Consider the following 25,916-nt stretch of genomic DNA (forward strand, 5'->3'; position numbering starts at 1 on the left):
TTCGGCGACCTGCATACGCTGGATCACGTGCAGCGTCTCTACGATCTCATCCGCCGACACCCCACGTGGGTCGACTGCTTCTGGGCCGTCGTCCTGCTCGGTGTCAGCTCGATGGAGCTGCTGCCGGCCGACCCGGACCAGCCCCGGCGGATTCCCCTGCTCCCGCACGCCGTGATCGTCGGCGTGTTCTGCGTGGTGCTCGCGCTGCGCCGCAAGGCGCCCGAGCGGATGCTGCTCCTCGCCGCCGCGGGCGGCGTCGCCCAGCTGGTCCTGGACGTGCCGGTGATCCCGGCCGACTTCGCGATGCTGGTGGTCATCCACACCGCGGCGGCCCACGGGGAGAAGTGGGCGTCGCGGCTGGCGCTCGTCGGCGGGATCGTCGCGGCGCCGCTCGCCCAGGCCCGCTGGCCGCTGGAGAGCGGCGGGACGGCGGCCCGGCTGTTCTGGGCGGCCGTGATGACGGTGCCGTTCGTCCTCGCCTGGGTGCTGGGCGACTCGCTGCGCACCCGCCGGGCCTACTTCGCGCAGCTGGAGGAGCGGGCCGACCGGCTGGAGCGGGAGCGCGAGGCCCAGTCCAAGATCGTCGTCGCGGCCGAACGGGCACGCATCGCCCGGGAACTCCACGACGTGGTCGCCCACAACGTCTCCGTCATGGTGGTCCAGGCCGACGGCGCCGCGTACGTCATCGACGCCGCCCCCGAGCAGGCCAAGGCCGCGCTGGAGACCATCTCCACCACCGGCCGCCAGGCGCTCGCCGAGATGCGCCGGCTGCTCGGTGTGCTGCGCAGCGACGGCCAGCCCGACACCGGCGAGTACGTGCCGCAGCCCGACGCCGACCAGCTCGGCGAGCTGGTCGAGCAGGTGCGGGCCGCCGGGCTCGCCGTCGACTACCGCGTCGAGGGCTCCCCGCGCCCGCTGCCCAGCGGCGTCGGCCTCACCGCCTACCGCATCGTCCAGGAAGCCCTGACCAACACCCGCAAGCACGCCGGGCCCGACGTGGGCGCCAGTGTCCGGCTGGTCTACTTCGACGACGGAGTGGGTGTCCTGGTCGAGGACGACGGCGCCGGAGCCCCCCGCGAGCTGTACGGGGAGGGCGGCGCCGACGGCCAGGGCCAGGGGCTGATCGGGATGCGTGAACGCGTCGGCATGGTCGGCGGCACGCTGGACGCGGGCCCGCGCCCCGGCGGCGGCTTCCGCATCAGCGTCCTGCTCCCGCTGAAACCGGCGGGGTGACATCCTCGACGGACCGCCCCGGCAGGCGGTCCACGCCCGGCGGACCGGGCCCGGCAGCGCACCACCCCCGCAGGACGAGGCAGTACCCGGACAGGACGCAGTACCCCGACAGGACAGGGAAGGGATTCGCATGGCGCCGATCCGCGTGATGCTCGTCGACGACCAGGCGCTGCTGCGCACCGGCTTCCGCATGGTGCTCTCGGCCCAGCCCGACATGGAGGTGGTCGCGGAGGCGAGCGACGGTGTCGAGGCGATCGAGGCGCTGCGCTCCACCGCCACCGACGTGGTGCTGATGGACGTGCGGATGCCGCGCCTGGACGGGGTGGAGGCCACCCGGCGGATCTGCGCCGCCGAGAACCCGCCGAAGGTGCTGATCCTGACCACCTTCGACCTGGACGAGTACGCCTTCACCGGCCTCAGGGCCGGGGCCAGCGGGTTCATGCTCAAGGACGTTCCTCCTTCCGAACTGCTCACCGCGATCCGTTCCGTGCACAGCGGGGACGCCGTGGTCGCCCCGTCGACCACGCGCCGCCTCCTCGACCGGTTCGCGCCGATGCTCCCCGACGCCTCCGCCGCGCCCCGGCACGCCGGTCTGGACCGGCTCACCGGGCGGGAGCGCGAGGTGATGGTCCTCGTCGCCCAGGGCCTCTCCAACGGCGAGATCGCCGCCCACCTCGTCCTCTCCGAGGCCACCGTCAAGACCCACGTGGGCCGCATCCTCACCAAGCTCGGCCTGCGCGACCGCGTCCAGGTCGTCGTCCTCGCCTACGAGACGGGCCTGGTCCGCGCCGGCTCCGGGGGGACCGGCGGCGCCCGCTGAGGCGGCGGCCCCCCCCGCTCAGCCCCGGCTCACCCCGCCGACACCCGCCGGGCGAACTCCTCGGCGGCCCCGGCGACCTCCTCCCGCGTCCACGCCAGCCCCGGCCCCGCCACCGTCACCTCGGCCATCGAGACGCCCGGCGCGTCCCCCGGCATCCAGCGGCGGAACAGGGCCGTGCCCGTCTCCTCGGCCAGTTCCGTGACGGCCGCGTCCAGCGCCTTCGCCTCGTACGGCAGCCAGACCTGGAACTGGTGGGTGTGGACCGGCCGGGGGTGGAGCCGGAACCACGGCAGGCCGGCCGCGGTGAACCCGGCGCCGATCGCCTCGGCGACCTCCTGGGCCTTGGCCACGTAGGAGGGGAGCAGCGGCAGGACCGTCTCCAGGCCGTGCAGGGCGGCGAGGGCGGTGGGGAACTGCTGGAAGACCTGGCCGCCGTACCGGTGGCGCCAGGTCCTGGCCTCCTCCACCAGCTCGGCCGGGCCCGCCAGGGCGGCGCCGCCGATGCCCTCCAGGGACTTGTAGAAGGAGACGTAGACGGTGTCGGCGAGGGCGGCGATCTCCGGCAGGGTGCGGCCGAAGTGCGTGGTGCACTCCCAGAGCCGGGCGCCGTCCAGGTGGACCACGGCGTCGCGCTCCCGGGCAGCGGCCACCACCTCCGTCAGCTCCTCCCAGGTGGGCAGGGTGTAACCGGCGTCCCGCAGCGGCAGTTCCAGCATCAGCGTGCCGAAGGGCTCCGGGAACTCCCGCACCTCGGCGGCGGTCGGCAGCCGCCGCTCCCGCGTCGGGTGGACGGTGCGCAGCCCGCCGACCGCGCCCAGCGCGCCGCCCTCGTGCACCTCGGGGTGGGCCAGCGGGTGGAGCGCCACCGTGCTGTTCCCCGAACGCCCCGCCCAGCAGCGCAGGGCGACCTGCTGGGCCATCGTCCCGGTGGGGAAGAAGGCGGCGGCCTCGGTGCCGAGCACGTCGGCGACCCGGTCCTCCAGGGCCTCGACCACGCCGTTGCCGTACACGTCCACCGGCTCCGCCAGGTCGTAGACGGAGGCGGCCTGCGCGGGCAGGGCGGCCAGCCGCTCCTGGAGGGTGGCGTCCATGCTGTGGCGCGCGAGGACCCGCTCCGCGCCCCGCAGAGCGGCCGCGCGCCGGGCGTGCGCCTCGCCCTCGCCGGGAGCCTCGCCCGGCTCGCCGCCCTCCGGGACGCGCGACTCCGTCCCGGTGTGCTCCGCCGGGTCCGTCACTCTCTGCCGATTCCGCTCGTTCTCGTTCATGCGCCGATGATGTCCCAGCCGTGCCCGGGGCGTGGCGGGCGTCGTGGGAGCCGGTGCGGAGGCGTTCGGTCCGGTTCGCCGGTCCGGTCTCCGCCACTCCGGCGCGACCTGCGGAGAGATCAAATGGAGGGTGTCGCTCCGCCGGTCGTACAAATATGCACAGCCTGTGGACAACCGCGAGCCCCGCCCGAATGGCCCGCGTTAGCATGACGGAAATCGTCCGGTACCCCCAGCGGACTGGAACGGAAGGCCCCAGCCGAGTGAACACACCCTCCCTCCCCGACCCCCACGACCGCCCCGCCCGCCTCACCGTCGGCGTGGTCGGCGCGGGCCGTGTCGGCCCCGCCCTGGCGGCCGCGCTCCAGCTCGCCGGACACCGCCCCGTCGCCGTCTCCGGGGTCTCCGACGCCTCCCGGCGCCGCGCCGACGCCCTGCTGCCGGGCGTCCCCCTGGTCACCCCGGCCGAGGTGCTGGCCGCCGCCGACCTCGTCCTCCTCACCGTCCCGGACGACACCCTGCCCGGCCTGGTCGAAGGACTCGCCGCCACCGGCGCCGTCCGCCCGGGCCAGCTGCTGGTGCACACCTCGGGCCGGTACGGCGTCGGCGTGCTCGATCCCGCCCGCCGGGCCGGGGCGCTGCCGCTCGCCCTGCACCCCGCCATGACCTTCACCGGTACCCCGGTCGACGTGCAGCGCCTGGCCGGCTGCTCCTTCGGCGTCACCGCCCCCGACGAGCTGCGGCTCGCCGCCGAGGCCCTCGTCATCGAGATGGGCGGGGAGCCCGAGTGGATCGCGGAGGAGGCCCGTCCGCTCTACCACGCGGCCCTCGCGCTCGGCGCCAACCACCTGGTCACCCTGGTCGCCGAGGCGATGGAGCTGCTGAGCGCGGCCGGGGTCACCGCCCCCGACCGGATGCTCGGCCCCCTCCTCGGCGCCGCCCTCGACAACGCCCTGCGCTCCGGCGACGCGGCCCTCACCGGCCCCGTCGCCCGCGGAGACGCGGGGACCGTCGAGGCCCACGTCGAGCAGTTGCGCGCGCACGCCCCGCGCACCGTCCCCGGGTACCTCGCGATGGCCCGCGCCACCGCCGACCGCGCCCTCGACCAGGGCCTGCTCAAGCCTGACCTCGCCGCCGCCCTCCTCGCCGTCCTCGCCGACCGCGCCGAGGACTCCGTACCCCGCCAGGCACCCGGCGCCGCCGGCGGCGACCACCCGGACGAGCGCCCCGACGGCGAAGACCAGGACGGAACGGACCGATGACCCACCCCCCCCCCGCCTCCCCGGCGCCGGCCCCCGCCCTCGTCCGCACCGCCGCCGAGCTGCACGCGGCGCCGCGCCCCGGGCGCCGGGCCGTGGTGATGACGATGGGCGCGCTCCACGAGGGCCACGCCCAGCTCGTCCGCTCCGCCCGCGAACTGGCCGGACCCGACGGGCAGGTCGTCGTCACCGTCTTCGTCAACCCGCTCCAGTTCGGCGCGGGCGAGGACCTCGACCGGTATCCGCGCACCCTCGAAGCCGACCTGGCCACGGCCCGCGCGGCCGGCGCCGACCTGGTCTTCGCGCCCTCCGTCGACGAGGTCTACCCGGGCGGCGAACCGCAGGTCAGGATCACCGCCGGGCCGCTCGGCGGACTCCTGGAGGGCGCCACCCGCCCCGGTCACTTCGACGGCATGCTCACCGTCGTCGCCAAACTCCTCCACCTCACCCGGCCCGACCTCGCCCTCTACGGGCAGAAGGACGCCCAGCAGCTCGCGCTGATCCGGCGGATGGTCCAGGACCTCAACTTCGGCGTGGAGATCGTCGCCGTCCCCACCGTCCGCGAGGACGACGGGCTGGCCCGCTCCAGCCGCAACCGCTTCCTCTCCCCGGCCGAGCGCCGCACCGCCCTCGCCCTCTCCCGCGCCCTGTTCGCCGGCCGCGACCGCCTCGGCGCCCAGGAAGCCCTGCGCGACCGCGCCGACGCCGCCCCCGGCGATTCCGCCCGCGCCGGGGCGCTCGACGCCCTCGGCGAGTCCCGGCTCGCCGCCGACGCCCACGCCGTGGCCCACGCCCGGCTTCCCGGCCCGGCCGCCGTCCGCGAGTCCGCCCGCGCCGTCCTGGCGGACGCGGCCCGCGCCGAGCCGCCGCTCGTCCTCGACTACCTCGCCCTCATCGACCCGGCCACCTTCGCCGAGATCACCGAGGACCACGAAGGGGAGGCCCTCCTCGCCGTCGCGGCCAAGGTCGGCACCACCCGCCTCATCGACAACCTCCCCCTCCACTTCGCACCGCACGGAGCCGCCTCGTGACCGGCCAGCCCTCCGCACCGACCGCCCCCCGCCCGGCGATACGGCTGCCCGCGCCCGCTCCGGGCTGGGCCGAGCCCGCCGACGTCGTGGTGGTCGGCAGCGGCGTCGCCGGACTCACCGCCGCCCTGCGCTGCGCGGCGGCCGGACTGCGTACGGTCGTCGTCACCAAGGCGCGGCTCGACGACGGGTCGACGCGGTGGGCGCAGGGCGGCATCGCCGCCGCGCTCGGCGAGGGCGACACCCCCGAGCAGCACCTCGACGACACCCTCGTCGCCGGCGCCGGACTCTGCGACGCGGACGCCGTCCGCCTGCTCGTCACCGAGGGACCCGACGCCGTACGCCGGCTCATCGACACCGGCGCCGTCTTCGACAAGGCCGACGCGGCGGGCACCATCGCGCTCACCCGCGAAGGCGGCCACCACCGCCGCCGGATCGCCCACGCGGGCGGCGACGCGACCGGCGCGGAGATCTCCCGCGCCCTGGTCGAGGCGGTGCGCGCCCGCGCCATCCGCACCGTCGAGAACGCCCTCGTCCTCGACCTGCTCACCGACGCCGAGGGCCGCACCGCGGGCGTCACCCTGCACGTCATGGGGGAGGGGCGGCACGACGGCGTCGGCGCCATCCACGCCCCCGCCGTGGTCCTCGCCACCGGCGGCATGGGCCAGGTCTTCTCGGCCACCACCAACCCGGCCGTCTCCACCGGCGACGGCGTGGCGCTCGCCCTGCGCGCCGGGGCCGAGGTCTCCGACCTGGAGTTCGTCCAGTTCCACCCGACCGTCCTCTTCCTCGGCGCCGACGCCGAGGGCCAGCAGCCGCTGGTCTCCGAGGCGGTCCGGGGCGAGGGCGCGTACCTGGTCGACGCCGGCGGTACGCGCTTCATGGTGGGCCGGCACGAGCTGGCCGAGCTGGCGCCCCGCGACATCGTCGCCAAGGGCATCACCGGCCGGATGCTGGAGCAGGACGCCGAGCACATGTACCTCGACGGCCGTCACTTCGGCGCCGAGATGTGGGCCGAGCGCTTCCCGACCATCCTCGCTGCCTGCCGCGCCCACGGCATCGACCCGGTCACCGAGCCGATCCCGGTCGCCCCCGCCGCCCACTACGCCTCCGGCGGCATCCGCACCGACCGCTCGGGCCGCACCACCCTCCCCGGCCTCTACGCCTGCGGGGAGACCGCCTGCACCGGTGTCCACGGCGCCAACCGGCTCGCCTCCAACTCCCTCCTGGAGGGGCTGGTCTACGCCGAGCGCATCGCCGAGGCGATCGTGGCGGCCCACCCGGCCGGGGCCCCCGCGCCCGTCCCGGCCGAGCCCGCCCGGGCCGAGACGATCCCGCTCCTCGCGCCCGAGCAGCGGTTCGCCATCCAGCGGGCCATGACGCGCGGCGCCGGAGTGCTCCGTTCCGAAGCCTCCCTGGCCGAGGCCGCCGAGACGCTGTCCGCCCTCCGCGCGCAGGCCGGGGACGCGACGGCCGGGGGCGCGACCGCCGAGGCCAAGCCCGCCGAGCCGGGCGTCGAGAGCTGGGAGGCGACCAACCTCCTCTGCGTCGCCCGGGTCCTGGTCGACTCCGCCCGCCGCCGCACCGAGACCCGCGGCTGCCACTGGCGCGAGGACCACCCGGACCGGGACGACACCCACTGGCGCCGCCACCTCGTCACCCGGCTGAACCAGGGCCGTACGCTCAGCGTGCACACCACCGACGGAGCCGGTCTCCCGGCCACCGTCCCGGCCGGGGAGACGCCGTGAGCCGTACCGGCGGCCACGCACCGGCCGGCCCCCGCCCATCCGGACCTCACCCTCCCCAGGAGCCCCGACCGTGAGCAGCACCCCCGACCACCCCCTCCACCGGATCGGCGCCCAGGACGAGGGCGGCGGCTGCGGTGACTCCTGCGGCTGCGGGCACGCGCCCGAGGAGAGCGACCTGACCATCGACCCGGCGCTGGCCGCCCTCTTCACCGCGGCCGGCATCGACCCGTTCGACGTCGAGCAGGTCGCCCTGCTGGCGCTGGCCGAGGACCTCGCCGACGGCGAGGACGTCACCACCGTCGCCACCATCCCCGAGTCCGCCACCGCCGTCGCCGACTTCACCGCGCGGGAGAACGGCACGGTCGCCGGCCTCCAGATCGCCGAGGCGGTGCTGTCGATCGTGGCCACCGAGGAGTTCGAGGTGGAGCGGCACGCCGAGGACGGCGACCGGATCATCGCCGGCGAGCCGCTGCTGACCGTCACCGCGCGCACCCGCGACCTGCTCACCGCCGAGCGCAGCGCCCTCAACATCCTCTGTCGCCTCTCCGGCATCGCCACCGCCACCCGCGCCTGGGCCGACGCCCTGGAGGGCACCAAGGCGAAGGTCCGCGACACCCGCAAGACCACCCCGGGCCTGCGCGCCCTGGAGAAGTACGCCGTGCGCTGCGGCGGCGGCGTCAACCACCGCATGTCGCTCTCCGACGCGGCCCTGGTCAAGGACAACCACGTGGTGGCCGCGGGCGGGGTCGCCGCCGCCTTCCGCGCGGTCCGCGAGCGGTTCCCCGAGGTACCCATCGAGGTCGAGGTCGACACCCTGCACCAGCTCCGCGAGGTGGTGGACGCGGGCGCCGACCTGATCCTGCTGGACAACTTCACCACCCTCGAGACCGAGGAGGCCGTCACCCTGGTCGACGGCCGCGCCCTGCTGGAGTCCTCCGGCCGCCTCACCCTGGACAACGCCCGCGCCTACGCCGAGACCGGCGTCGACTACCTCGCGGTGGGCGCCCTCACCCACTCCGCGCCCATCCTCGACATCGGCCTGGACCTGCGCGAGGCCCGCCTCACCCTCGTCGAGGGAGCGGGCGCCTGATGCTGCTCACCATCGACGTCGGCAACACCCACACCGTTCTCGGTCTCTTCGACGCCGACGAGATCGTCGAGCACTGGCGGATCTCCACCGACCCCAGGCGCACCGCCGACGAACTGGCCGTCCTCCTCCAGGGCCTGATGGGCACCCACCCGCTGCTCGGCGAGGAACTGGGCGACGGCATCGACGGCATCGCCATCTGCTCGACGGTCCCCTCGGTCCTGCACGAGCTGCGCGAGGTCACCCGGCGGTACTACGGCGACGTGCCCGCGGTCCTGGTCGAGCCCGGCATCAAGACCGGCGTGCCGATCCTGATGGACAACCCGAAGGAGGTCGGCGCCGACCGCATCATCAACGCGGCCGCCGCCATGGAGCTCTTCGGCGGCCCGGCGGTCGTCGTCGACTTCGGCACCGCCACCACCTTCGACGCCGTCTCGGCCCGCGGCGAGTACGTCGGCGGCGTGATCGCCCCCGGCATCGAGATCTCGGTCGAGGCGCTCGGCGCGAAGGGCGCCCAGCTCCGCAAGTTCGAGGTGGCCCGCCCCCGCAGCGTGATCGGCAAGAACACCGTGGAGGCGATGCAGTCGGGCATCATCTACGGTTTCGCCGGCCAGGTCGACGGCGTGGTCGCCCGGATGGCCCGCGAGCTGGCCGACGACCCCGAGGACGTCACCGTCATCGCCACCGGCGGCCTCGCCCCGCTGGTCCTCAAGGAGTCCACCGTCATCGACGAGCACGAGCCCTGGCTCACCCTCATCGGCCTCCGCCTGGTCTACGAGCGCAACCGCCCCCGTATCTGACCGCGCCCCGTGTCCCCGGCCCCCGTCCGTCCGCCCTTCCGGCGGAGCGGCGGGGGCCGTTCGGTGGGCCCTGACGTGCGGAGCCGCGCCACCCCATTTACGTTAAGCGGATTTTGTCTGGTTTGTGCGTATCGTCGGCCCATGCCCACGCCATACGGATTCCGCGGCGGCATGGCGTTCAGCGCAGACGAGCTGCGTGTGCTCCGACGCGCCCTCGCCATCGCCCTCCATCCCAGCACCGCCGACGACGAAGACGTCTCCACCTGTCTGCGTCTGGCCCACTCGGTCGACGAGGCGGTCCACGAGAGTGCCCGGCTCCGTGACTTCCTCCTCGCCGACCTGGCCCGCTACCGGGCGGCCCTGCCGGGCACGGTCGCGGGGTACCTCCCCCTGCTGGAGGAAGCCCTCGGCGCCGGATACCAGCCGGCCCCCGACGACCTCGCCGCCCTCAGAGCGCTGCGCGGCAACGCGGTCGCGGCCGACCTGCTCGCCCGCTGCCGGGTCCTCGCCGAGCGCGCGGTCCGGGCCAAACTGGCCGGCCGCCAGGCCGCGGCCGAGCCCGCACGCGCCACGGTGCCCGCCTCCCGCACCCGCCTGCACGCCCTGCCCGGCGGCGGCGACGCGGCCGAGGAGCGACGCCCGGCCGGACCCGGCCCCGACCGGCGCCCCGCCACGCCCGAGCCGGAGCGCGAGCGTCCGGTCCCCACCCCCGCCGAGGTCTTCCCGCCCAAGCGCAAACCGGCCCCGCCGGAACCCCCGAGAAAGCTCGCCGCCGGCTGACCGGCGCCACCGCCTCCGCCCCCGCGCCGACACGGCCGGGGGCGGACGCGCGCCCGGGAAACCGGTGGCTACCCTGGTGCCATGGACTACGTCTCCGCGCTTCTGCCTCCCACGGTGATGGCCCTCTTCTTCGGCGGCCTCATCGTGACCATCGTGAAGACCCAGGGTGGCGCCAACAAGGCCAAGGAGGACGCGGCCGTCGACGCCGCCCTCGCCCGCGCCGACAGCACCCAGCAGGCCAGCGCGCCGGCCAAGGACGCCTGACCGGCCCGCTCGACCCGACGCACCCCGCCCGCCGTGCCCCGCCGCACGGCCGGAGCGGGGTTTCCGCATTCCCGGGGCGGGGAGGCGAGTCGATCCCTTTTCGTGCGCCGCGCCATGTCCGCCGGGGAATGCGCCTGTTCCCGCACTAAGGTGCACCTGTGCCTCGGCCCTTGGGAGAACTTGAAGACGCCGTCATGACACGGGTGTGGAAGTGGAACCGTCCGGTGACGGTTCGGGAAGTACTGGAAGATCTCCAGCAGGAACGATCGATCGCTTACACCACCGTGATGACGGTAATGGACAATCTCTATCAGAAGGGCTGGGTGCGGAGAGAAGCGGAGGGGCGGGCCTATCGATATGCGGCCGTCTCGACCCGGGCCGCGTACGCCGCGGCACTGATGAACGAGGCGTGGCAGCGCAGCGACAACCAGGCCGCCGCACTCGTCGCCTTCTTCGGCATGATGTCGCCCGAACAACGCGATGCCCTCGGTGATGCGATGCGTGTCATCCAACTTCCCGCGGAAGAGCCCCGGGAAGTCCCCGCGCCACCGGAAGGCGCGGAAGGTGCGGAAGAGTCCGAAGGCGCGGAAGAAGCCGGAGAAGCCGCAGAAGCCGGAGAAGCCGCAGAAGCCGGAGAAGAGCAAGGCTCCCCGGAACCGGCACAAGACTCCGGGGCGCCCTCGGATCCCGGCACGGCGGCGGAACTCCCGGAATCGGAGGGCGGTGCCGCCGAGGCCGGAGGCGGGCGATAGCGTCGCCGGTATGTCCTCAGGGTCGGCGGATGACTCCGCAGAAGCAGCAGCAGAACACACGGCCGCGCCGGACGGGGCCGGACCGGGCCGCGCGCCCGGCGGCTATGGCGCACTCCCCGCGAAAGCCCTCAGCGTCCGCCGCGCCCGTACCAGCGACATCCCCGCGGTCCGTACTCTGCTCGACTCCTACGTACGCAAGGGCATCCTGCTCGACAAAGCGACGGTGACCCTTTACGAGGACATCCAGGAGTTCTGGGTCGCGGAACGCGACGACAACGCCGAGGTGGTGGGGTGCGGCGCCCTTCACGTGATGTGGGAAGACCTCGCCGAAGTCCGTACTCTCGCGGTGAATCCTGAGGTCAGAGGCGCGGGCGTGGGGCATCAGGTGCTCGGCAAGCTCCTTCAGACCGCGCGCTGGCTGGGAGTGCGAAGGGTTTTCTGCCTCACCTTCGAGGTCGACTTCTTCGCCCGTCACGGCTTCGTCGAGATCGGTGAGACACCGGTCGATCACGACGTCTACAGCGAGCTGCTGCGTTCCTATGACGAGGGTGTCGCGGAGTTCCTCGGGCTCGAACGGGTGAAACCGAACACCCTCGGCAACAGCCGGATGCTTCTGCATCTCTGAGCCCCGGAGCTGTACGGCGATCGCCCGCCATTTCCCGAACGCGGCCCGACTGTGGTGAGCTATGTCCGAAACGCGCACGTTTCCGGACCTCTTCCCGGACTCTTGCGTGCATCGGTTCCCTCCGGGGGTTTGTGTTTTCCGGTGAAAAGCGGTTTGCTTTCCGGCGTACTGCATATAACAGGGGATGGCGAAACAGCGGGCGTCCGCTGCGGCCTCGGCCCTGAAGTTATCGATGAAAGGAAATCCCGTGGCACAGAAGGTTCAGGTCCTTCTTGTCGATGACCTCGACGGTGGCGAGGCGGACGAGACGGTGACGTTCGCGCTCGACGGCAAGTCCTACGAGATCGACCTCAAGTCCGAGCATGCGGAAGAACTCCGCTCGCTCCTGGAGCGGTACGTGAAGGGCGGCCGGCGCACCGGCGGCCGCAGCACCGGCGGCCGTGGCCGCGCGACCCGCGCCACCTCCGGCGGTTCCGGCCCCGAGACCGCGGTCATCCGCGCCTGGGCCAAGGAGAACGGTTACGACATCAACGACCGTGGCCGCGTCCCCGCCAACATCCGCGCCGAGTACGAGAAGGCCAACGGCTGATCTCCGCTCCTCCCCAGCCTGAGCCGGTGGCACGCGGTGGCCGCCACGCTCACCAGCCGTACGAGGTCGGGGGCGCCACCGTCGCCCAGACGCGTCAGACCGGGCAGGACGGGCGCGCGCCCCGGCCCGCGGGCCACCGGCGGCCGTAGCCACCGCGAGGCCACCCCGGGCCCCCGCAGCCCCGGCGGCGGGGGCGCCACCAGGTGGCCGCCCTCCCCGACACCGCGCAGCTCCGGTACGAGCGGCCCCCACTCCAGCCAGTCGAGCAGCCCCGGCAGCTCGCCCGCGGAGCCGGGCGCCACCAGCAGGTGCACCGTTTCCCCGTCGAGCGCCACCGGCGTCGCGGGGCGCAGCCGGTCCAGCACCTCCCGCCCCGCCGCCGCGGGCAGCGAGAGCGCGTCGAAGGCGGTTCCGGCCGGCAGCAGCGGCACCGCCCCGCCCGTCACCGTCCACCCCGGCACCCGCGCGTACCACCGGCGCCAGGCGCCGTACGCCCCGTCCTCGCGGCCCGTCGATGTCATGTGGGGGAGAACGGCGGGAACCATCCGGAGGTTACGGAGCGTTCTTGCTTGTGTGCGAAGCGTTCGCACGGTGAGCGGTCCGCGTGGCATTCGGCGGCGCAAGGCTGTTCGCCCGTAGCTGAGGGATGGGGGGTGATCGGCATGGACTGCCGGTCGGCGCGGGTAAGAGATGCCTAGTGGGGAGGGGCGCGAGCCTCGTCCGGCCGTCCCGCGTTCGCCATCGGCGTAGTGGCGTTGCGGGTAACAGCTTGGCCTGCGGGAACATCGTCTCGCACCATCGGGTTGGAGCAGTTGTCGGCGTTCGGGGTCAGGAGGCCATCGACGGGTGTCGGCAGTTGGAATGAGCGGTCCCCGCTTGCGGGACTAAGCTGCGGAAGGACAGGGAGGGGACCGACCCCTTACTGCCTGACCGCTCTGAGGAGCGATTAACGATGTTCGAGAGGTTCACCGACCGTGCGCGGCGGGTTGTCGTCCTGGCTCAGGAAGAAGCCCGGATGCTCAACCACAACTACATCGGCACCGAGCACATTCTCCTGGGACTGATCCACGAGGGTGAGGGTGTCGCCGCTAAGGCCCTGGAGAGCCTCGGGATTTCGCTCGAGGCGGTCCGCCAGCAGGTGGAGGAGATCATCGGCCAGGGCCAGCAGGCCCCGTCCGGCCACATCCCCTTCACCCCTCGCGCCAAGAAGGTCCTGGAGCTGTCGCTCCGCGAGGCCCTCCAGCTCGGCCACAACTACATCGGCACGGAGCACATCCTGCTCGGCCTGATCCGCGAGGGCGAGGGCGTCGCCGCCCAGGTCCTCGTGAAGCTGGGCGCCGATCTGAACCGGGTGCGGCAGCAGGTCATCCAGCTGCTCTCCGGTTACTCGGGGGGCAAGGAGGCCGCCACGGCAGGCGGTCCGGCCGAGGGCACGCCCTCGACCTCCCTGGTCCTCGACCAGTTCGGCCGCAACCTCACGCAGGCCGCCCGCGAATCCAAGCTCGACCCGGTCATCGGGCGCGAGAAGGAGATCGAGCGGGTCATGCAGGTGCTCTCGCGCCGCACCAAGAACAACCCGGTCCTCATCGGCGAGCCCGGCGTCGGCAAGACCGCCGTCGTCGAGGGCCTGGCCCAGGCCATCGTCAAGGGCGAGGTGCCTGAGACCCTCAAGGACAAGCACCTCTACACCCTGGACCTCGGCGCGCTGGTCGCCGGCTCCCGGTACCGCGGTGACTTCGAGGAGCGCCTGAAGAAGGTCCTCAAGGAGATCCGCACCCGCGGCGACATCGTCCTGTTCATCGACGAGCTGCACACGCTCGTCGGCGCGGGCGCCGCCGAGGGCGCGATCGACGCCGCCTCGATCCTCAAGCCGATGCTCGCCCGCGGCGAGCTCCAGACGATCGGTGCGACCACCCTCGACGAGTACCGCAAGCACCTGGAGAAGGACGCCGCGCTGGAGCGCCGCTTCCAGCCGATCCAGGTCGCCGAGCCGTCGCTGCCGCACACCATCGAGATCCTCAAGGGTCTGCGGGACCGGTACGAGGCCCACCACCGGGTCTCCATCACCGACTCCGCGCTGGTGGCCGCCGCGACCCTGGCCGACCGGTACATCTCGGACCGCTTCCTGCCGGACAAGGCGATCGACCTGATCGACGAGGCCGGTTCCCGGATGCGCATCCGCCGGATGACCGCGCCGCCGGACCTCCGCGAGTTCGACGAGAAGATCGCCGGTGTCCGCCGGGACAAGGAGTCCGCGATCGACTCGCAGGACTTCGAGAAGGCCGCCTCCCTCCGCGACAAGGAGAAGCAGCTCCTGGCCGCCAAGGCCAAGCGGGAGAAGGAGTGGAAGGCCGGCGACATGGACGTCGTCGCCGAGGTCGACGAGGACCTGATCGCCGAGGTCCTGGCCACGGCCACGGGCATCCCGGTCTTCAAGCTGACCGAGGAGGAGTCCTCGCGTCTGCTGCGCATGGAGGACGAGCTCCACAAGCGCGTCATCGGCCAGAAGGACGCCGTCAAGGCGCTCTCCCGGGCGATCCGGCGTACGCGGGCCGGCCTCAAGGACCCGAAGCGTCCCGGTGGCTCGTTCATCTTCGCCGGCCCGTCCGGTGTCGGTAAGACCGAGCTGTCCAAGGCGCTCGCCGAGTTCCTCTTCGGTGACGAGGAGGCGCTGATCTCCCTCGACATGTCGGAGTTCAGCGAGAAGCACACGGTCTCCCGCCTCTTCGGCTCGCCCCCCGGCTACGTGGGGTACGAGGAGGGCGGTCAGCTGACCGAGAAGGTGCGCCGCAAGCCGTTCTCCGTCGTCCTCTTCGACGAGGTGGAGAAGGCCCACCCGGACATCTTCAACTCGCTGCTCCAGATCCTGGAGGACGGTCGCCTGACCGACTCCCAGGGCCGGGTCGTCGACTTCAAGAACACGGTCATCATCATGACGACCAACCTCGGCACCCGGGACATCTCCAAGGGCTTCAACCTGGGCTTCGCCGCCCAGGGCGACACCAAGAGCAACTACGAGCGGATGAAGGCGAAGGTCAGCGACGAGCTGAAGCAGCACTTCCGCCCCGAGTTCCTCAACCGTGTCGACGACGTCATCGTCTTCCCGCAGCTCAGCCAGGACGACATCCTCCAGATCGTCGACCTCATGGTCAGCCGCGTGGACGAGCGTCTGAAGGACCGGGACATGGGCCTGGAGCTCAGCCAGGAGGCCAAGGAACTGCTCGCCAAGAAGGGTTACGACCCGGTTCTGGGCGCGCGTCCGCTGCGTCGCACGATCCAGCGGGAGATCGAGGACACCCTGTCCGAGAAGATCCTCTTCGGCGACCTCCGCCCCGGCCACATCGTGGTCGTCGGCACGGAGGGCGAGGGCGACGGCAAGACCTTCACCTTCCGGGGTGAGGAGAAGTCCGCCCTCCCGGACGCCCCGCCGGTCGAGTCGGCCGCCGGCGGCGGTCCGAACCTGACCAAGGAGTAAGCCGGACGCGCCCCTCCGGGGCGCCCCCGCGCTGAGCCGCCTCCCTGGGCCTGTTCTTCGGAACGGGGCCGGGGAGGCGGCTTTTTCCGTGCCGGGGCACGGTCCCTGGGCGCGCCTCGCCCGGTCAAGGAGCCGGCAGAGCCCGCTTGACCCCCACCAGCCGCCGGTAGCGGGGCCGAGCCGCGAAGTCATCGGGGTGCCAGAGAGCCGGGTGGCCCACTTCGCGGCACAGATGCAGCACGGAGTCCTCGGCCACCCAGACGCCGACGTGGGCGCCGTACGCCGTGCCGTCGCGGCTGTACAGGAGCAGGTCGAGCGGGGCGGGCCCGGAGACCTCGCGGGTGGCGGCACGGTCGGCCCACAGCTCGGCCGAGCGCAGCGGCGGCAGGGGGCGGCCGAAGTGGCGCAGGACCTCGTAGGCGTACAGCTGACAGTTGGCGCCCAGGGCCAGGCCGGGGCGGGCGGTGGCGGCGGGGGACCCCGGGTAGCGGGAGCCCACGTACGGGACGGACCAGAGGCCGACCGGGAGGCCGGCGAGGAGTGGGGGCACGGGGGCACCCTGCCGGGCCGGGGTAACGGCGGGAGAAGGAAGGCCTGTTCCGGCCGTCGCTCCTGCTCGCGCGCCCTTGCCTGCTTCCGCGCCCTCGCGGGCCCGTCCCGGTGATCCCATGGCGGCACTCTGGTCGCCCGGGCGGCCCGGATCAAGGCCGTTCCGGGGCTCCCCGGCGGAGGGCGAGGCGCCAAGGGCTCTGGGCAAGGCCTGTCGAGCCCCGTTCTCAGGTGCCCGGAAGCCTTTCCCGAGGCCTTTGCGGAGGCCCGCGCCTCCCTGCACACCCCTTCTCCGGGGGTTGCGGCGGCGTCCGAGGCCCCCGGACCCCCTCTCCGGAGTGGCCTGGGCCACTTCCAGGGGCCTCATTCGGGCTTTCCGGAGGGCGAGTTGAGGGGCTCGGGAGGGTGGTCCAGGCCACTTTCGAGGGGGTCTGGGAGGGGGTGCCGGGTGACAAGCGGCACAGGGGGTTCAGGGTCTACTACATCCCATAGGAGTGTTCTGGTCCGTTTTGGGGGTTTAAGAGGCGGTTTGGCGGGGTGGTTCGCAGGCTCGGCGTGTGAACGGCTTCACTTCGACGGGTCGACCCCCCTCTTTCGGTCCCGATCTGGGGCCTCGCCCCCTTCTGGGGGGTCTTTCGGGTGGATTCGGGGGTCTGAGGTTGAACTGTCAAGGGCGTGGGTTACCCCCCTTCGATATACGACATCCGGTAGTAGATGGGCCCTTTGTCCTGAGGTGGGGCGGCGGGTTACCAAGGTGAGGCACCGGCGAAACGTCGGGCTCATTCGTTCCCCCCTTCACGGAGGTCCACCCCGTATGTCGAAGCGCGCCACGAACCTCAACCTCGCCTCGCCCCAGCTCCGTACTCGGGTCGCCGTCCTGGCCGCCGGTCTCGGCGCCTCGGCGATGCTCGGGGTCGGGGTCGCGTCCGCCGCGACCGGTGCGGACACCGCTCCTGGTGCTGCGGCCGGTGCGGTCGCCGCCCAGGCCGACGCGCAGTCGAAGGCGGCCACGGCCGTCAAGCACGCCGAGCAGTCGAAGAAGGAAGCCCCCAAGGGCAAGCCCGCCGAGAAGAAGGCGGAGAAGAAGCCGGAGTCCAAGCCCGCGAAGAAGAAGTCCGCGTGGACCATTCCGGTGAACAACGCGACCATCTCGGCCACCTACGGCACCGGCGGTGACCGCTGGGCCAACAAGCACTCCGGCCAGGACTACGCGGTGTCGGTCGGCACCGACGTCCACTCCGCCGCCGGCGGCACGGTCGTCAAGGCCGGTGGCAACGGTGCCGGTGACGGCCCCGCCTACGGCAACGCCGTCGTCGTCAAGCACACCGACAACACGTTCACCCAGTACGCGCACCTGTCGCAGATCAACGTGAGCCCTGGCCAGACGGTCAAGGAGGGCCAGAAGATCGCCCTCTCCGGCAACACCGGTAACTCCAGCGGTCCCCACCTGCACTTCGAGGTCCGCACCAGCCCCAACTACGGCTCCGCCATCGACCCCGCCGCGTTCCTGCGCAGCAAGGGCCTGTGATCCGGCCGTAGCACCCCGCGCCCCGGCGCGGACGGCACCCCCGAACGGCGGTGCGGGCTCTCAGCCCGCGCCGCCGTTCGGCGTGTCACGCCACCAGGGCCCGCGCCGGCCGCCCGCGCCCTGACCGTCGTCCGGGAGCCGGACCACCGGGAAGCTCCCCGTGCTGGTCGGCGCGTGGTCCGGCAGCCAGAGCACCGCGACCGCGCCCTCCGGCGGGGCACCGGGCTCCGCGCCGGGCGTCCGGACGTTGCGGAAGGTGAGCCGTGCCCCCAGCACCCGGGCCTGCCCGGCCGCGATGGTCAGCCCCAGCCCGTGGCCCCGGCCCGCCCGGTCGGCGCTGCCGGTGCGGAACCGGCTCGGCCCGTCCGCCAGCAGCGCCTCGGGGAAGCCGGGCCCGTGGTCCCGGACCCGGATCACCCGGCCCTCGACGGTGACCTGGACCGGGGGCCTGCCGTGCTTGGCGGCGTTGGCCAGCAGGTTGCCGAGGACCCGCTCCAGACGGCGCGGGTCGGTCGCCACGTCGGCGTCGTAGAGGACCCGCACCTCCACCTCCGGGCCGAGGGTGCGGACCCGGCGGGTGACGAACTCGCCCAGCGCGATGTCCTGCAGTTCGGCGCGCTCGGCGGCGGTGTCCAGGCGGGAGACCTCCAGGACGTCCTCGACCAGCGTGCGCATGGCCTGCGCCCGGTCCCGTACCAGCTCGGTGGGGCGGCCCGGCGGGAGCAGCTCGGCGGCGGTCAGCAGACCGGTGACCGGGGTGCGCAGCTCGTGGGCGATGTCGGCGGTGACCCGGCGCTCCGCCTCCAGCCGCTGCTTCAGCGCGTCCGCCATGGCGTCCACCGCACGGGCCAGGTCGTCGGTCTCGTCCCGGACCACCCCGCCGATCGCCGACCGCACCCGTACGTCGGTACGGCCCTCGGCGACCTGGTTCGCGGCGGCCGCCGCCTTGCGCAGCCGGTGGGAGAGCTGCCCGCCGATGAGGACGCCCAGCGCGCAGCCGCCCAGGATCACCGCGCCCGAGCCGACGAGCAGCGCCCGGTCGAGGTCGCGCATGATCGTGGAGCTGCGGTCGGTGAAGCGGGTGTGCACGGAGAGGATGCGGCCGTCACCGAGCGGCACCGCGCCCCAGATGTCGGGGACGCCCTCATGGAACTCCTGGATGAAGGTGGCGCGGCGGCCCGCCTCGGCGCGCTCCCGCAGCTCGTCGGGGATCTCCGGGTCGTCGATCTTGGCGCCGAACTGGAGCCGGCCCGTCCCGGCGTAGATCCGCTGGGCGAACTGGACCCGCTCGTCCTGGAGGTCCCGGGCGTTGTCGAGCATCGAGAGGCGGGCGGCGTTGTGCACGACGAGGCTGAGGGCGAGCGCGACGAGCGCCCCGACCAGGGTGATGGCCGCGCTCAGCTTCCACCGCAGCCCGGTGTGGAGCTGCCCGCGCAGCCGGTCACGCAGCCGCGTCCACCAGCTTCCCTGGTGGGCCCCGGCGGCTGGGGACGCGCCGCCGGGGCCGGTACCGGAGGCCGCCCCTGGCCCGGCGGGGGCGGAGCGGCGGCGGAAGGGACCGGACACCTCAGGCCCTCAGTTTGTAGCCGAAGCCGCGGACGGTCTCTATCCGCTCCTGGCCGATCTTGGCGCGCAGCCGCTGCACATGCACGTCGACCACCCGGGTGTCGCCGCCCCAGCCGTAGTCCCAGACGCGTTCCAGCAGCTTGTCGCGGGAGAGGACGGTGCCCGGCGCGGCCGAGAACTCCAGCAGCAGCCGCATCTCGGTCGGCGTCAGCGCGACCGGGCTGCCGGCCCGCCGCACCACCATGCCCTCGGTGTCCAGCTCCAGATCGCCGAAGCGGAGCAGCCCGTCGGCCTCGGCGGGCCCGCCGGAGGGCTCCTCCTCGGCTCTGGCGCCCTGCGCCCCGGCGGCGTGGCCGAAGCGGCGCAGCACGGCCCGGATGCGGGCGACCAGGACCGAGCCGTCGAACGGCTTGGTGACGTAGTCGTCGGCGCCCGCCTCCAGCCCGAGGACCACGTCGATGGAGTCGGCCCGCGCCGAGAGCATGATCACCGGCACGGTCGACTCGTCGCGTATGCGGCGGCAGAGGCTGACCCCGTCCATGCCGGGCACCATCACGTCGAGCAGCGCGATGTCCGGCCGGTCGGCGCGGAACGCCTCCAGCCCCGAGAGGCCGTCGGGCATGGCGGTCACCCGGAAGCCGACCCGCTCCAGGGCGAGCTGGGTCGCCTCCCGGATCACGTCGTCGTCCTCCACGAACAGGACATGGGTGTGGTCGGCCATCGGGCGGGTCCTCTGTCTCTCCAGTTCTCGGGGGCTGCTGCTTCTCGGGGGCTGCTGCGCGGTGCGGTCGCTGAACGATGGTGTCAGGCCGCGGGCCCGTCCTCGCTCCGGGCCGGCGAGGGGGTCTCGGCCAGCGCCTGCGGCGGCTCGGAGGTGACGGTGTTGCTGTAGTCGTTGTGCTGCCGGAACTGCTCGGCGAAGGAGCCGTCCTTCCACTGGTAGGTCACGACCTCCTCACCCGAGGGGTACGCGACCGAGTCGCCCTTGTCGTACATCTGCCGGGTGACCACGAGGTCGCCGCGGTCGATCTCGGCGTAGACGGGGGGCGTCTCGTTGCGGAAGACGTTGACGTAGCCCTGGGTGGCGGCCGCCTCCTCGGCGGCCTTGCCCCCGTCGGCCACGCGATAGACGTAGGCGCCGATCCCGACGGCGTCGCCGCAGGTCAGCACGTTGATCACGACGTCGGAGACCTTGGCGCCGGTGAGGTCGCCGTAGCTGACGTCGACCGGGTACTCGTCGCCGACGCAGGGCTTCAGGTCGCGCTTGACGCCCGCGTCGACCTCGGGGTCCGCCTTGAGCAGCTTCACCGCGTCGGCCCGCTTCACCCGGGGGGTGGGGCTCGCCGCCCCGGTGGGGGAGGAGGCGACCGGCTCGCTGCGGGCCGGGCCCTCGTCGCGGGTGCCGGTGCTGGTGGCGGTGCAGGCCATGAGGGCGACGACGAGGAGGAGGGAGACCACGGCGGCACAGACCACCGCTCCCCGGGGATTAGCCCTCAGGCCGCGCAACGCTCCTGCTCCTCACGCTCGGGCGCGCGGCTCTCCAGTTCACGGCTCTCCAGCTCCTGGCGGAGCCGGGCGAGCGCCCGGTGCAGCGTGCTCTTGACCGTGCCGGCCGACATGCCGAGGGCGGCGGCGGTCTCCTCAGTGGACATCTGCTCCCAGTGTCGCAGCACCACGACACTGCGCTGCTTCGGAGCCAGCACCTTGAGCACGTCCATGAGCAGGGCGCGGTCGGCGTGCTGCTCGGTGCCGTCGGTGATCGCGGGCTCGGGAAGCTCCTCGGTCGGGACCTCCTGGAGCTTGCGCGAGCGCCACCACTCCGTACGCGTGTTGATCATGACACGCCGCAGATAGGCGTCGGCCAGCCGCTTGTCCGCTATCAGCTCCCACCGCCGGTACGTGCGCACCAGCGCGGTCTGGAGCAGGTCCTGGGCGTCGACGGGGTCGGGGACCAGCCGGCGCGCGCTGCGCAGCAGGGCGTCCTGCCGCGTGCGGACGTACTCCTCGAACTCCAGCACCTCGTTCTGCGCCATGTCCGCCTCCGCTCGACCCCGTGAATCCCCTGGCCACCGCCGACCGCCCGGGGGCGGTGGGGTGGTACGGACAGGAACCTACGGGCGCGGTGTAACGGGGTTCGGCGCGTGGGACGGCGGTGGGCGCACGGATGTACGTCGGTTGTGTAACAGCCCTCCGCGCGCCCCCGGAGCGGGGGCGCGCGGAGAGCTTACGTCCGGATACGGGCGCGGACGGTCAGGAGTGCGGCAGCCGGTACAGCCCGTCCGGCAGCGGCTCGACCAGGCCGTCGGCGACCAGCCCGTCCAGCGCGCGGGCCCGCTGCACGGCGTCGTCCCACTCGCGGTCGAGCACCGCCTGCGGAACCGGCGCCACCGCTTCCCGCAGCACCGCGAGAAGCTTGCCGCGGACCTGGCGGTCGGTGCCGGCGTAACTCTGGCCGCGGCGGGCCGGACCGCTGTGCGGCGGCTTGCCCGCGGCCTTCCAGGCGCACCGGGAGGCGAGCGGGCAGCGGGCGCAGCTCTCGTTGCGCGCGGTGCAGACCAGCGCGCCCAGCTCCATCGAGGCGGCGGCCCACCGGGCGGCCGTCTCGTCCCGCTCCGGCAGCAGCTCCCGGGCGAGGCGGCGCTCGGCGGCGGTGGTCGCGTTCGGCGGGTACTGCACGCCGCTCACCGCCCGCGCCAGCACGCGGCGCACATTGGTGTCGAGCACCGCGTGCCGCTGCCCGTAGGCGAACGAGGCGACGGCCGCCGCCGTGTACTCGCCGATGCCGGGCAGGGCGAGCAGCTGGGCGTGCTCGGCCGGGACGTCGCCGCCGTGGCGTTCCGCTATGGCGACGGCCGCGCCGTGCAGGCGCAGCGCGCGGCGCGGGTAGCCGAGGCGGCCCCAGGCGCGGACCGCCTCGCCGGGCGCCTCGGCGGCCAGGTCGGCGGGGCGCGGCCAGCGGGCCATCCACTGCTCGTAGACCGGCAGGACCCGGTTGACCGGGGTCTGCTGGAGCATGAACTCGCTGACCATCACCGCCCAGGCGCCCGCGTCCGGGTCGCGCCAGGGCAGGTCGCGGGCGTGCTGCTCGAACCAGGCGATGACCGGCGTGTGCAGGTCGGCTCCGGCCTGCGGTTCGCCGGCAGCCGGGCGCGGCACGGTGGCGCCCGCCGCGGGCTCGGCGGCCGGTTCGTGGGCCGCCTGGGGGGTGCGGGCCGGTGGGGTGGTGGGGGGAGTGGCGGTGCGGACGGCTTCAGGCCGGTCGGGGGCGGGGGTGTTCGGCATGGGCTTCATCGACGCAGTCATGGCGTTCTCGATCCTGCCACGAGGACCCCTCGCGACACGCGCAGCGGTGCGGCGCCCCGCCGGGGCACCGCACCGCCGCCCGTGTGAATCACACGGTGGGAGGGACGTCAGGTCACCTCAGCTGGTCGCCTCCGGCCGAGTGCCGGGGGGCGCCCGGTCCGGCCAGCCACACCACGGCCTCCGAGCCCGAGCCGCGCATCGTCACCACCAGTCTGGTGAGCGGCTTGGTGCAGAGCCGGACCAGGCCCCAGGCGACCAGGCCGCCGAAGACCAGGCCGACCGCGACGTCGTGCGGGTAGTGCACGCCGACGAAGATCCGCGAGAAGCCCATCAGGATCGCCATCGGCACGGTGAGCCGCCACAGGTGGCGCCAGGCCAGTGCGAGGCCGATCGCGGCGGCCCCGGCGATGGTCGAGTGGTTGCTGGGGAACGACCAGTCGCCGTACGGCGGGCAGGGCACCAGCGAGGCGGCGGCGTTCGCCACGGCCCGGCAGGGGCGCTCCTCCTGGATGACCGACTTGAACGTCTCGCTCAGTACGTAGGCGACGCCGGTGACCAGCGGTGCGAGCACCGCCACGGCGGTGGCCTGCGGGCTGAACCGGCGGGAGCGCCACCAGCCGGCGAGGAACAGCGCCGCGAAGACCAGCAGGCCCAGCTCCGTCCACAGCTCGGCGACGTCCTTGGTCCAGGTCGGGGTGGAGTGGGCGAAGTCGAGGATGTCGCGGTAGAGACCGGAGGTCCCTCCCAGGTCGCCCGCGGCGGCGAGGGTCTCGCCGGCGGCCTCACCCGTGCTCCCGTCGGGGAGCGGGGCGGCGTGCGCCGCGGCGACGGGCGCGAGATCCGGTTCCAAGATGCTGTTCATGCCGTCCAAGCTGTCGAGCGGTCCAGGCCGTCCTGGGCGGTGTGCGGTCGGCGGAGTGGTGCCCGGCCTGCCGGCACCGCTCCGCGCTGATGATTCTCTCGCCGTACATACGGTTTACCGACACCGGTGGTTCCGCTGTAACCGGGCGGTCCGTGCGGCGTGCGTCTCATCGGCCGCCCCGGAACCGGGAATCTGCCGTTCCGCGCATGCCTGGTGACCCTCTGTCGACATGGTGTCCCCGAGTGTGCTGCCCCGGGGCCTGATCGGGTGTCCGGTGGAATGATGATCCGGAAAAGATGTGCTCCGAGCGGCGGGTAGGGCCGGAGACGCGCCTGATCTCTCGTAAGGTTTGGGCGTGGGATCTCTGCGCAATCCGATCGGGCCGCTTCCCTCCTCCATCTACTGGCGACGGAGGGTTGTTCTGCTGTCCGTCGTGGCGGTGCTCGCCCTCCTCGTGACCTGGCTGGTGGTGTCAGTCGGCGGCGGTGGGAAGCGCGACGGAGCCTCCGGTTCCGGCGGCCACAGCCCCGCGCCCTCCATCACCCCCGGCGACTCCCCCTCGGGCCCCGCGATCAGCGAACACCCGGGCGGCCGCGACGAGTCCGGCGAGGACGACGAGAGCGGCACGGGCGGCTCCGGCGGCGCGGGCGGCGACGGCGAGGGCTCCGGAGGGGGCGGGTCCGGCGACGGGGAATCCGGTTCCGGTTCCGGTTCGGGCGCCGGGGGCGCGGGAGGCGGCGAGACCACCGGCGAGCAGGTACCGGCCGGGTCCCCCCTGCCCAACTGCCCGGCCGACGCGGTGGAGATGAGCCTGCGGTCCGCCAAGAACACCTACGAGCCGGACCAGAAGCCGAAGCTCGTCCTCAAGGCCGAGAACACCTCCAAGGCCGACTGCAAGGTCGATCTCGGGCCCAAGACGGCCGTGCTGACGATCACCGAGACCGGCGAGGACAAGCCGCTGTGGTCCTCCGCGCACTGCCCCGCCACCGGCAGCCTGCTGCTGAAGCTCCCGGCCCAGGGCAGCGTCTCCCACACCGTCACCTGGGACCGCCGCGCCAGCGCCGACAAGTGCGCCACCCCGCCGGCCGGCAACGCCGGACCCGGCACCTACCTCGCCGAGGTCAAGGCCCCCGGCGCCACGGACAAGATCTCCTTCGTCCTCGCCAAGGACTGACCGCCCGGCCCCGGTACGGGGACGAGAGCGCCGCCGCACGGACTCCGTGCGGCGGCGCTTCTCACGTGACGGGGGGCGCGGTCAGACGTACCGCTCCAGGATCGACGACTCGGCCAGGCGGGAGAGGCCCTCACGGACGCTGCGGGCGCGGGCCTCGCCGACGCCGTCCACCGTCTGCAGGTCGTCCACGCTGGCCGCCAGCAGCTTCTGGAGGCCGCCGAAGTGCTCCACCAGCCGGTCGATGATGGCCCCGGGCAGCCGCGGCACCTTCGCCAGGAGGCGGAAGCCGCGCGGCGACACCGCCGAGTCCAGCGCCTCCGGCGAGCCGGTGTAGCCGAGCGCCCGCGCCACCACGGGCAGTTCGAGCAGCTCGGTGTGGCTGAGCTTGCCCAGCTCCGCCAGCGCCTCGTCCACCGTCCGGGAACGCTTCGCCGTGGGTTCCGGCACGTAGTCCCGGACGACCAGCTCGCGTTCGGGCTCGACGCCGGCGATCAGCTCGTCCAGCTGGAGGGCGAGCAGACGCCCGTCGGTGCCCAGTTCCACCACGTACTCGGCGATCTCGGCGGCGATCCGGCGGACCATCTCCAGCCGCTGCGAGACGGCCGTGACGTCGCGGACCGTCACCAGGTCCTCGATCTCCAGCGCCGAGAGCGTGCCGGCCACCTCGTCCAGCCGGAGCTTGTACCGCTCCAGCGTCGCGAGGGCCTGGTTGGCGCGGGAGAGGATGGCGGCCGAGTCCTCCAGGACCCGGCGCTGCCCGTCCACGTAGAGCGCGATCAGCCGCATCGACTGGCTGACCGAGACCACGGGGAAGTTGACCTGCTTGGAGACGCGGTCGGCGGTGCGGTGCCGGGTGCCGGTCTCGTCGGTGGGGATGGTCGGGTCGGGGACGAGCTGGACTCCGGCGCGCAGGATCTTGGTGAGGTCCTTGTCGAGGACGATGCCGCCGTCGAGCTTGCACAGCTCGCGCAGGCGGGTCGCCGAGAACTCGACGTCCAGCACGAAGCCGCCGGTACACATCGACTCGACGGTCCTGTCCCAGCCGAGCACGATGAGTCCGCCGGTGTTCCCCCGCAGAATCCGCTCCAGCCCGTCCCGCAGCTGGGTGCCGGGGGCGACGGCGCTCAGCGAGGCACGCATCAGCCCGTCGGCACCGGGCCCGCCGGACTTGCCGGGGGCCGTTGCCCGGTCATTGGCTGCCACTGCACTCCT

General features: G+C 73.3%; 25 protein-coding genes. 15 read left to right on the forward strand and 10 right to left on the reverse strand.

All coding sequences use genetic code 11. The features are described from left to right. Nucleotides 1-27 precede the first annotated feature (27 nt). Nucleotides 28-1,233, forward strand: a complete 1,206-nt coding sequence (locus tag IF45_RS0124895; RefSeq protein WP_003948902.1) for a sensor histidine kinase — start codon at nucleotides 28-30, stop codon at nucleotides 1,231-1,233. 130 nt (nucleotides 1,234-1,363) lie between these two features. After that, a complete protein-coding gene (locus IF45_RS0124900) occupies nucleotides 1,364-2,053 on the forward strand; it encodes a response regulator (protein WP_003948901.1) in 690 nt (229 codons plus the stop codon). A gap of 29 nt (nucleotides 2,054-2,082) precedes the next feature. On the opposite strand, the gene IF45_RS0124905 is transcribed toward IF45_RS0124900, so the two are convergent. Further along, nucleotides 2,083-3,318 carry a threonine aldolase family protein gene (locus IF45_RS0124905; protein ID WP_003948900.1) on the reverse strand — a complete coding sequence of 412 codons (1,236 nt, stop codon included), beginning with the start codon at nucleotides 3,316-3,318 and terminating at the stop codon, nucleotides 2,083-2,085. A 260-nt stretch (nucleotides 3,319-3,578) separates the two neighbouring features. Between IF45_RS0124905 and IF45_RS0124910 the strand changes: the two genes are divergently transcribed. The 10 genes from IF45_RS0124910 to IF45_RS0124955 all read left to right on the forward strand — a co-directional run bounded on the left by IF45_RS0124910 (nucleotide 3,579) and on the right by IF45_RS0124955 (nucleotide 12,247). Further along, nucleotides 3,579-4,577 (forward strand): Rossmann-like and DUF2520 domain-containing protein, encoded by a 999-nt coding sequence (locus tag IF45_RS0124910; RefSeq protein ID WP_018895484.1) that lies wholly within the window; start codon nucleotides 3,579-3,581, stop codon nucleotides 4,575-4,577. After that, nucleotides 4,574-5,605, forward strand: a complete 1,032-nt coding sequence (gene panC, locus IF45_RS0124915) for a pantoate--beta-alanine ligase (RefSeq protein ID WP_030309686.1) — start codon at nucleotides 4,574-4,576, stop codon at nucleotides 5,603-5,605. Before IF45_RS0124910 ends, panC begins: the two co-directional genes overlap by 4 nt. After that, nucleotides 5,602-7,350, forward strand: a complete 1,749-nt coding sequence (locus tag IF45_RS0124920) for an L-aspartate oxidase (RefSeq protein WP_030309688.1) — start codon at nucleotides 5,602-5,604, stop codon at nucleotides 7,348-7,350. Before panC ends, IF45_RS0124920 begins: the two co-directional genes overlap by 4 nt. A 70-nt stretch (nucleotides 7,351-7,420) precedes the next feature. After that, nucleotides 7,421-8,440, forward strand: a complete 1,020-nt coding sequence (gene nadC, locus IF45_RS0124925) for a carboxylating nicotinate-nucleotide diphosphorylase (protein WP_030309690.1) — start codon at nucleotides 7,421-7,423, stop codon at nucleotides 8,438-8,440. Beyond that, nucleotides 8,440-9,237, forward strand: a complete 798-nt coding sequence (locus tag IF45_RS0124930; protein WP_003948895.1) for a type III pantothenate kinase — start codon at nucleotides 8,440-8,442, stop codon at nucleotides 9,235-9,237. Before nadC ends, IF45_RS0124930 begins: the two co-directional genes overlap by 1 nt. 171 nt (nucleotides 9,238-9,408) lie before the next feature. Then, the gene (locus IF45_RS0124935; protein WP_018895481.1) at nucleotides 9,409-10,017 is read left to right on the forward strand and encodes a hypothetical protein; all 609 of its coding nucleotides are present in this window, start codon (nucleotides 9,409-9,411) and stop codon (nucleotides 10,015-10,017) included. Nucleotides 10,018-10,098: 81 nt separating this feature from the next. Continuing rightward, nucleotides 10,099-10,281, forward strand: coding sequence for a hypothetical protein (locus IF45_RS0124940; RefSeq protein WP_030309692.1), 183 nt, complete (start codon nucleotides 10,099-10,101; stop codon nucleotides 10,279-10,281). A 194-nt stretch (nucleotides 10,282-10,475) separates the two neighbouring features. Continuing rightward, a complete protein-coding gene (locus IF45_RS0124945) occupies nucleotides 10,476-11,033 on the forward strand; it encodes a BlaI/MecI/CopY family transcriptional regulator (protein WP_003948892.1) in 558 nt (185 codons plus the stop codon). A 10-nt stretch (nucleotides 11,034-11,043) separates the two neighbouring features. Then, complete coding sequence (locus tag IF45_RS0124950) at nucleotides 11,044-11,658, forward strand: amino-acid N-acetyltransferase (RefSeq protein ID WP_030309694.1); 615 nt, start codon at nucleotides 11,044-11,046, stop codon at nucleotides 11,656-11,658. Nucleotides 11,659-11,905: 247 nt separating this feature from the next. Next, complete coding sequence (locus IF45_RS0124955) at nucleotides 11,906-12,247, forward strand: histone-like nucleoid-structuring protein Lsr2 (RefSeq protein WP_003948890.1); 342 nt, start codon at nucleotides 11,906-11,908, stop codon at nucleotides 12,245-12,247. On the opposite strand, the gene IF45_RS0124960 is transcribed toward IF45_RS0124955, so the two are convergent. Next, nucleotides 12,178-12,858 (reverse strand): SCO3374 family protein, encoded by a 681-nt coding sequence (locus tag IF45_RS0124960; protein WP_502266729.1) that lies wholly within the window; start codon nucleotides 12,856-12,858, stop codon nucleotides 12,178-12,180. The genes IF45_RS0124955 and IF45_RS0124960 overlap by 70 nt on opposite strands. 341 nt (nucleotides 12,859-13,199) lie before the next feature. On the opposite strand from IF45_RS0124960, the gene IF45_RS0124965 reads away from it, so the two are divergent. Further along, entirely contained in the window at nucleotides 13,200-15,722 is a 2,523-nt protein-coding gene (locus IF45_RS0124965; protein WP_003948888.1) for an ATP-dependent Clp protease ATP-binding subunit, read from the forward strand. A 124-nt stretch (nucleotides 15,723-15,846) separates the two neighbouring features. Here IF45_RS0124965 and IF45_RS0124970 read toward each other — a convergent pair whose 3' ends face one another. Continuing rightward, nucleotides 15,847-16,272 carry a hypothetical protein gene (locus IF45_RS0124970; protein WP_030309696.1) on the reverse strand — a complete coding sequence of 142 codons (426 nt, stop codon included), beginning with the start codon at nucleotides 16,270-16,272 and terminating at the stop codon, nucleotides 15,847-15,849. 813 nt (nucleotides 16,273-17,085) lie between these two features. Here IF45_RS0124970 and IF45_RS0124975 point away from each other — a divergent pair. Then, a complete protein-coding gene (locus IF45_RS0124975; RefSeq protein WP_030309698.1) occupies nucleotides 17,086-17,799 on the forward strand; it encodes a M23 family metallopeptidase in 714 nt (237 codons plus the stop codon). 60 nt (nucleotides 17,800-17,859) lie between these two features. Here the strand turns inward: IF45_RS0124975 and cseC are convergent, their stop codons facing one another. From cseC to IF45_RS0125005, 6 genes are all read right to left on the reverse strand, one after another. Beyond that, nucleotides 17,860-19,365, reverse strand: coding sequence for a two-component system sensor histidine kinase CseC (cseC, locus tag IF45_RS0124980; protein WP_030309699.1), 1,506 nt, complete (start codon nucleotides 19,363-19,365; stop codon nucleotides 17,860-17,862). Between the two features lies 1 nt (nucleotide 19,366). Beyond that, nucleotides 19,367-20,086 (reverse strand): two-component system response regulator CseB, encoded by a 720-nt coding sequence (gene cseB, locus IF45_RS0124985; RefSeq protein ID WP_003948883.1) that lies wholly within the window; start codon nucleotides 20,084-20,086, stop codon nucleotides 19,367-19,369. 83 nt (nucleotides 20,087-20,169) lie between these two features. Next, nucleotides 20,170-20,838: a lipoprotein gene (locus IF45_RS0124990; RefSeq protein ID WP_030309702.1), complete on the reverse strand. Its 669-nt coding sequence runs from the start codon at nucleotides 20,836-20,838 to the stop codon at nucleotides 20,170-20,172. 20 nt (nucleotides 20,839-20,858) lie between these two features. Next, nucleotides 20,859-21,398, reverse strand: coding sequence for a SigE family RNA polymerase sigma factor (locus tag IF45_RS0124995; protein WP_003948881.1), 540 nt, complete (start codon nucleotides 21,396-21,398; stop codon nucleotides 20,859-20,861). Between the two features lie 217 nt (nucleotides 21,399-21,615). Next, nucleotides 21,616-22,668: an iron-sulfur binding domain-containing protein gene (locus tag IF45_RS0125000; protein WP_008404974.1), complete on the reverse strand. Its 1,053-nt coding sequence runs from the start codon at nucleotides 22,666-22,668 to the stop codon at nucleotides 21,616-21,618. 112 nt (nucleotides 22,669-22,780) lie between these two features. Beyond that, a complete protein-coding gene (locus IF45_RS0125005; protein WP_008404973.1) occupies nucleotides 22,781-23,530 on the reverse strand; it encodes a phosphatase PAP2 family protein in 750 nt (249 codons plus the stop codon). A 355-nt stretch (nucleotides 23,531-23,885) separates the two neighbouring features. On the opposite strand from IF45_RS0125005, the gene IF45_RS0125010 reads away from it, so the two are divergent. Continuing rightward, nucleotides 23,886-24,704, forward strand: a complete 819-nt coding sequence (locus tag IF45_RS0125010; protein ID WP_008404971.1) for a hypothetical protein — start codon at nucleotides 23,886-23,888, stop codon at nucleotides 24,702-24,704. Nucleotides 24,705-24,785: 81 nt separating this feature from the next. Here the strand turns inward: IF45_RS0125010 and disA are convergent, their stop codons facing one another. Then, entirely contained in the window at nucleotides 24,786-25,907 is a 1,122-nt protein-coding gene (disA, locus tag IF45_RS0125015; RefSeq protein ID WP_003948877.1) for a DNA integrity scanning diadenylate cyclase DisA, read from the reverse strand. Nucleotides 25,908-25,916: the final 9 nt, after the last annotated feature.

Origin of the sequence: Streptomyces albidoflavus, assembly GCF_000719955.1 — a bacterium.
Lineage (GTDB): Bacteria > Actinomycetota > Actinomycetes > Streptomycetales > Streptomycetaceae > Streptomyces > Streptomyces albidoflavus.

What these genes read in the sequence shown, in the direction of transcription:
- IF45_RS0124935 (WP_018895481.1), top strand. Translation starts at nt 9,409, where the DNA reads ATGGCGTTCAGCGCAGACGAGCTGCGTGTGCTCCGACGCGCCCTCGCC.
- IF45_RS0124960 (WP_502266729.1), bottom strand. Translation starts at nt 12,858, where the DNA reads ATGCCACGCGGACCGCTCACCGTGCGAACGCTTCGCACACAAGCAAGA.
- IF45_RS0124975 (WP_030309698.1), top strand. Translation starts at nt 17,086, where the DNA reads ATGTCGAAGCGCGCCACGAACCTCAACCTCGCCTCGCCCCAGCTCCGT.
- IF45_RS0125005 (WP_008404973.1), bottom strand. Translation starts at nt 23,530, where the DNA reads ATGAACAGCATCTTGGAACCGGATCTCGCGCCCGTCGCCGCGGCGCAC.
- IF45_RS0124905 (WP_003948900.1), bottom strand. Translation starts at nt 3,318, where the DNA reads ATGAACGAGAACGAGCGGAATCGGCAGAGAGTGACGGACCCGGCGGAG.
- IF45_RS0124900 (WP_003948901.1), top strand. Translation starts at nt 1,364, where the DNA reads ATGGCGCCGATCCGCGTGATGCTCGTCGACGACCAGGCGCTGCTGCGC.
- IF45_RS0124950 (WP_030309694.1), top strand. Translation starts at nt 11,044, where the DNA reads ATGTCCTCAGGGTCGGCGGATGACTCCGCAGAAGCAGCAGCAGAACAC.
- panC (WP_030309686.1), top strand. Translation starts at nt 4,574, where the DNA reads ATGACCCACCCCCCCCCCGCCTCCCCGGCGCCGGCCCCCGCCCTCGTC.
- IF45_RS0124995 (WP_003948881.1), bottom strand. Translation starts at nt 21,398, where the DNA reads ATGGCGCAGAACGAGGTGCTGGAGTTCGAGGAGTACGTCCGCACGCGG.
- cseB (WP_003948883.1), bottom strand. Translation starts at nt 20,086, where the DNA reads ATGGCCGACCACACCCATGTCCTGTTCGTGGAGGACGACGACGTGATC.
- IF45_RS0124965 (WP_003948888.1), top strand. Translation starts at nt 13,200, where the DNA reads ATGTTCGAGAGGTTCACCGACCGTGCGCGGCGGGTTGTCGTCCTGGCT.
- IF45_RS0124940 (WP_030309692.1), top strand. Translation starts at nt 10,099, where the DNA reads ATGGACTACGTCTCCGCGCTTCTGCCTCCCACGGTGATGGCCCTCTTC.
- IF45_RS0124930 (WP_003948895.1), top strand. Translation starts at nt 8,440, where the DNA reads ATGCTGCTCACCATCGACGTCGGCAACACCCACACCGTTCTCGGTCTC.
- IF45_RS0124945 (WP_003948892.1), top strand. Translation starts at nt 10,476, where the DNA reads ATGACACGGGTGTGGAAGTGGAACCGTCCGGTGACGGTTCGGGAAGTA.
- IF45_RS0125000 (WP_008404974.1), bottom strand. Translation starts at nt 22,668, where the DNA reads ATGACTGCGTCGATGAAGCCCATGCCGAACACCCCCGCCCCCGACCGG.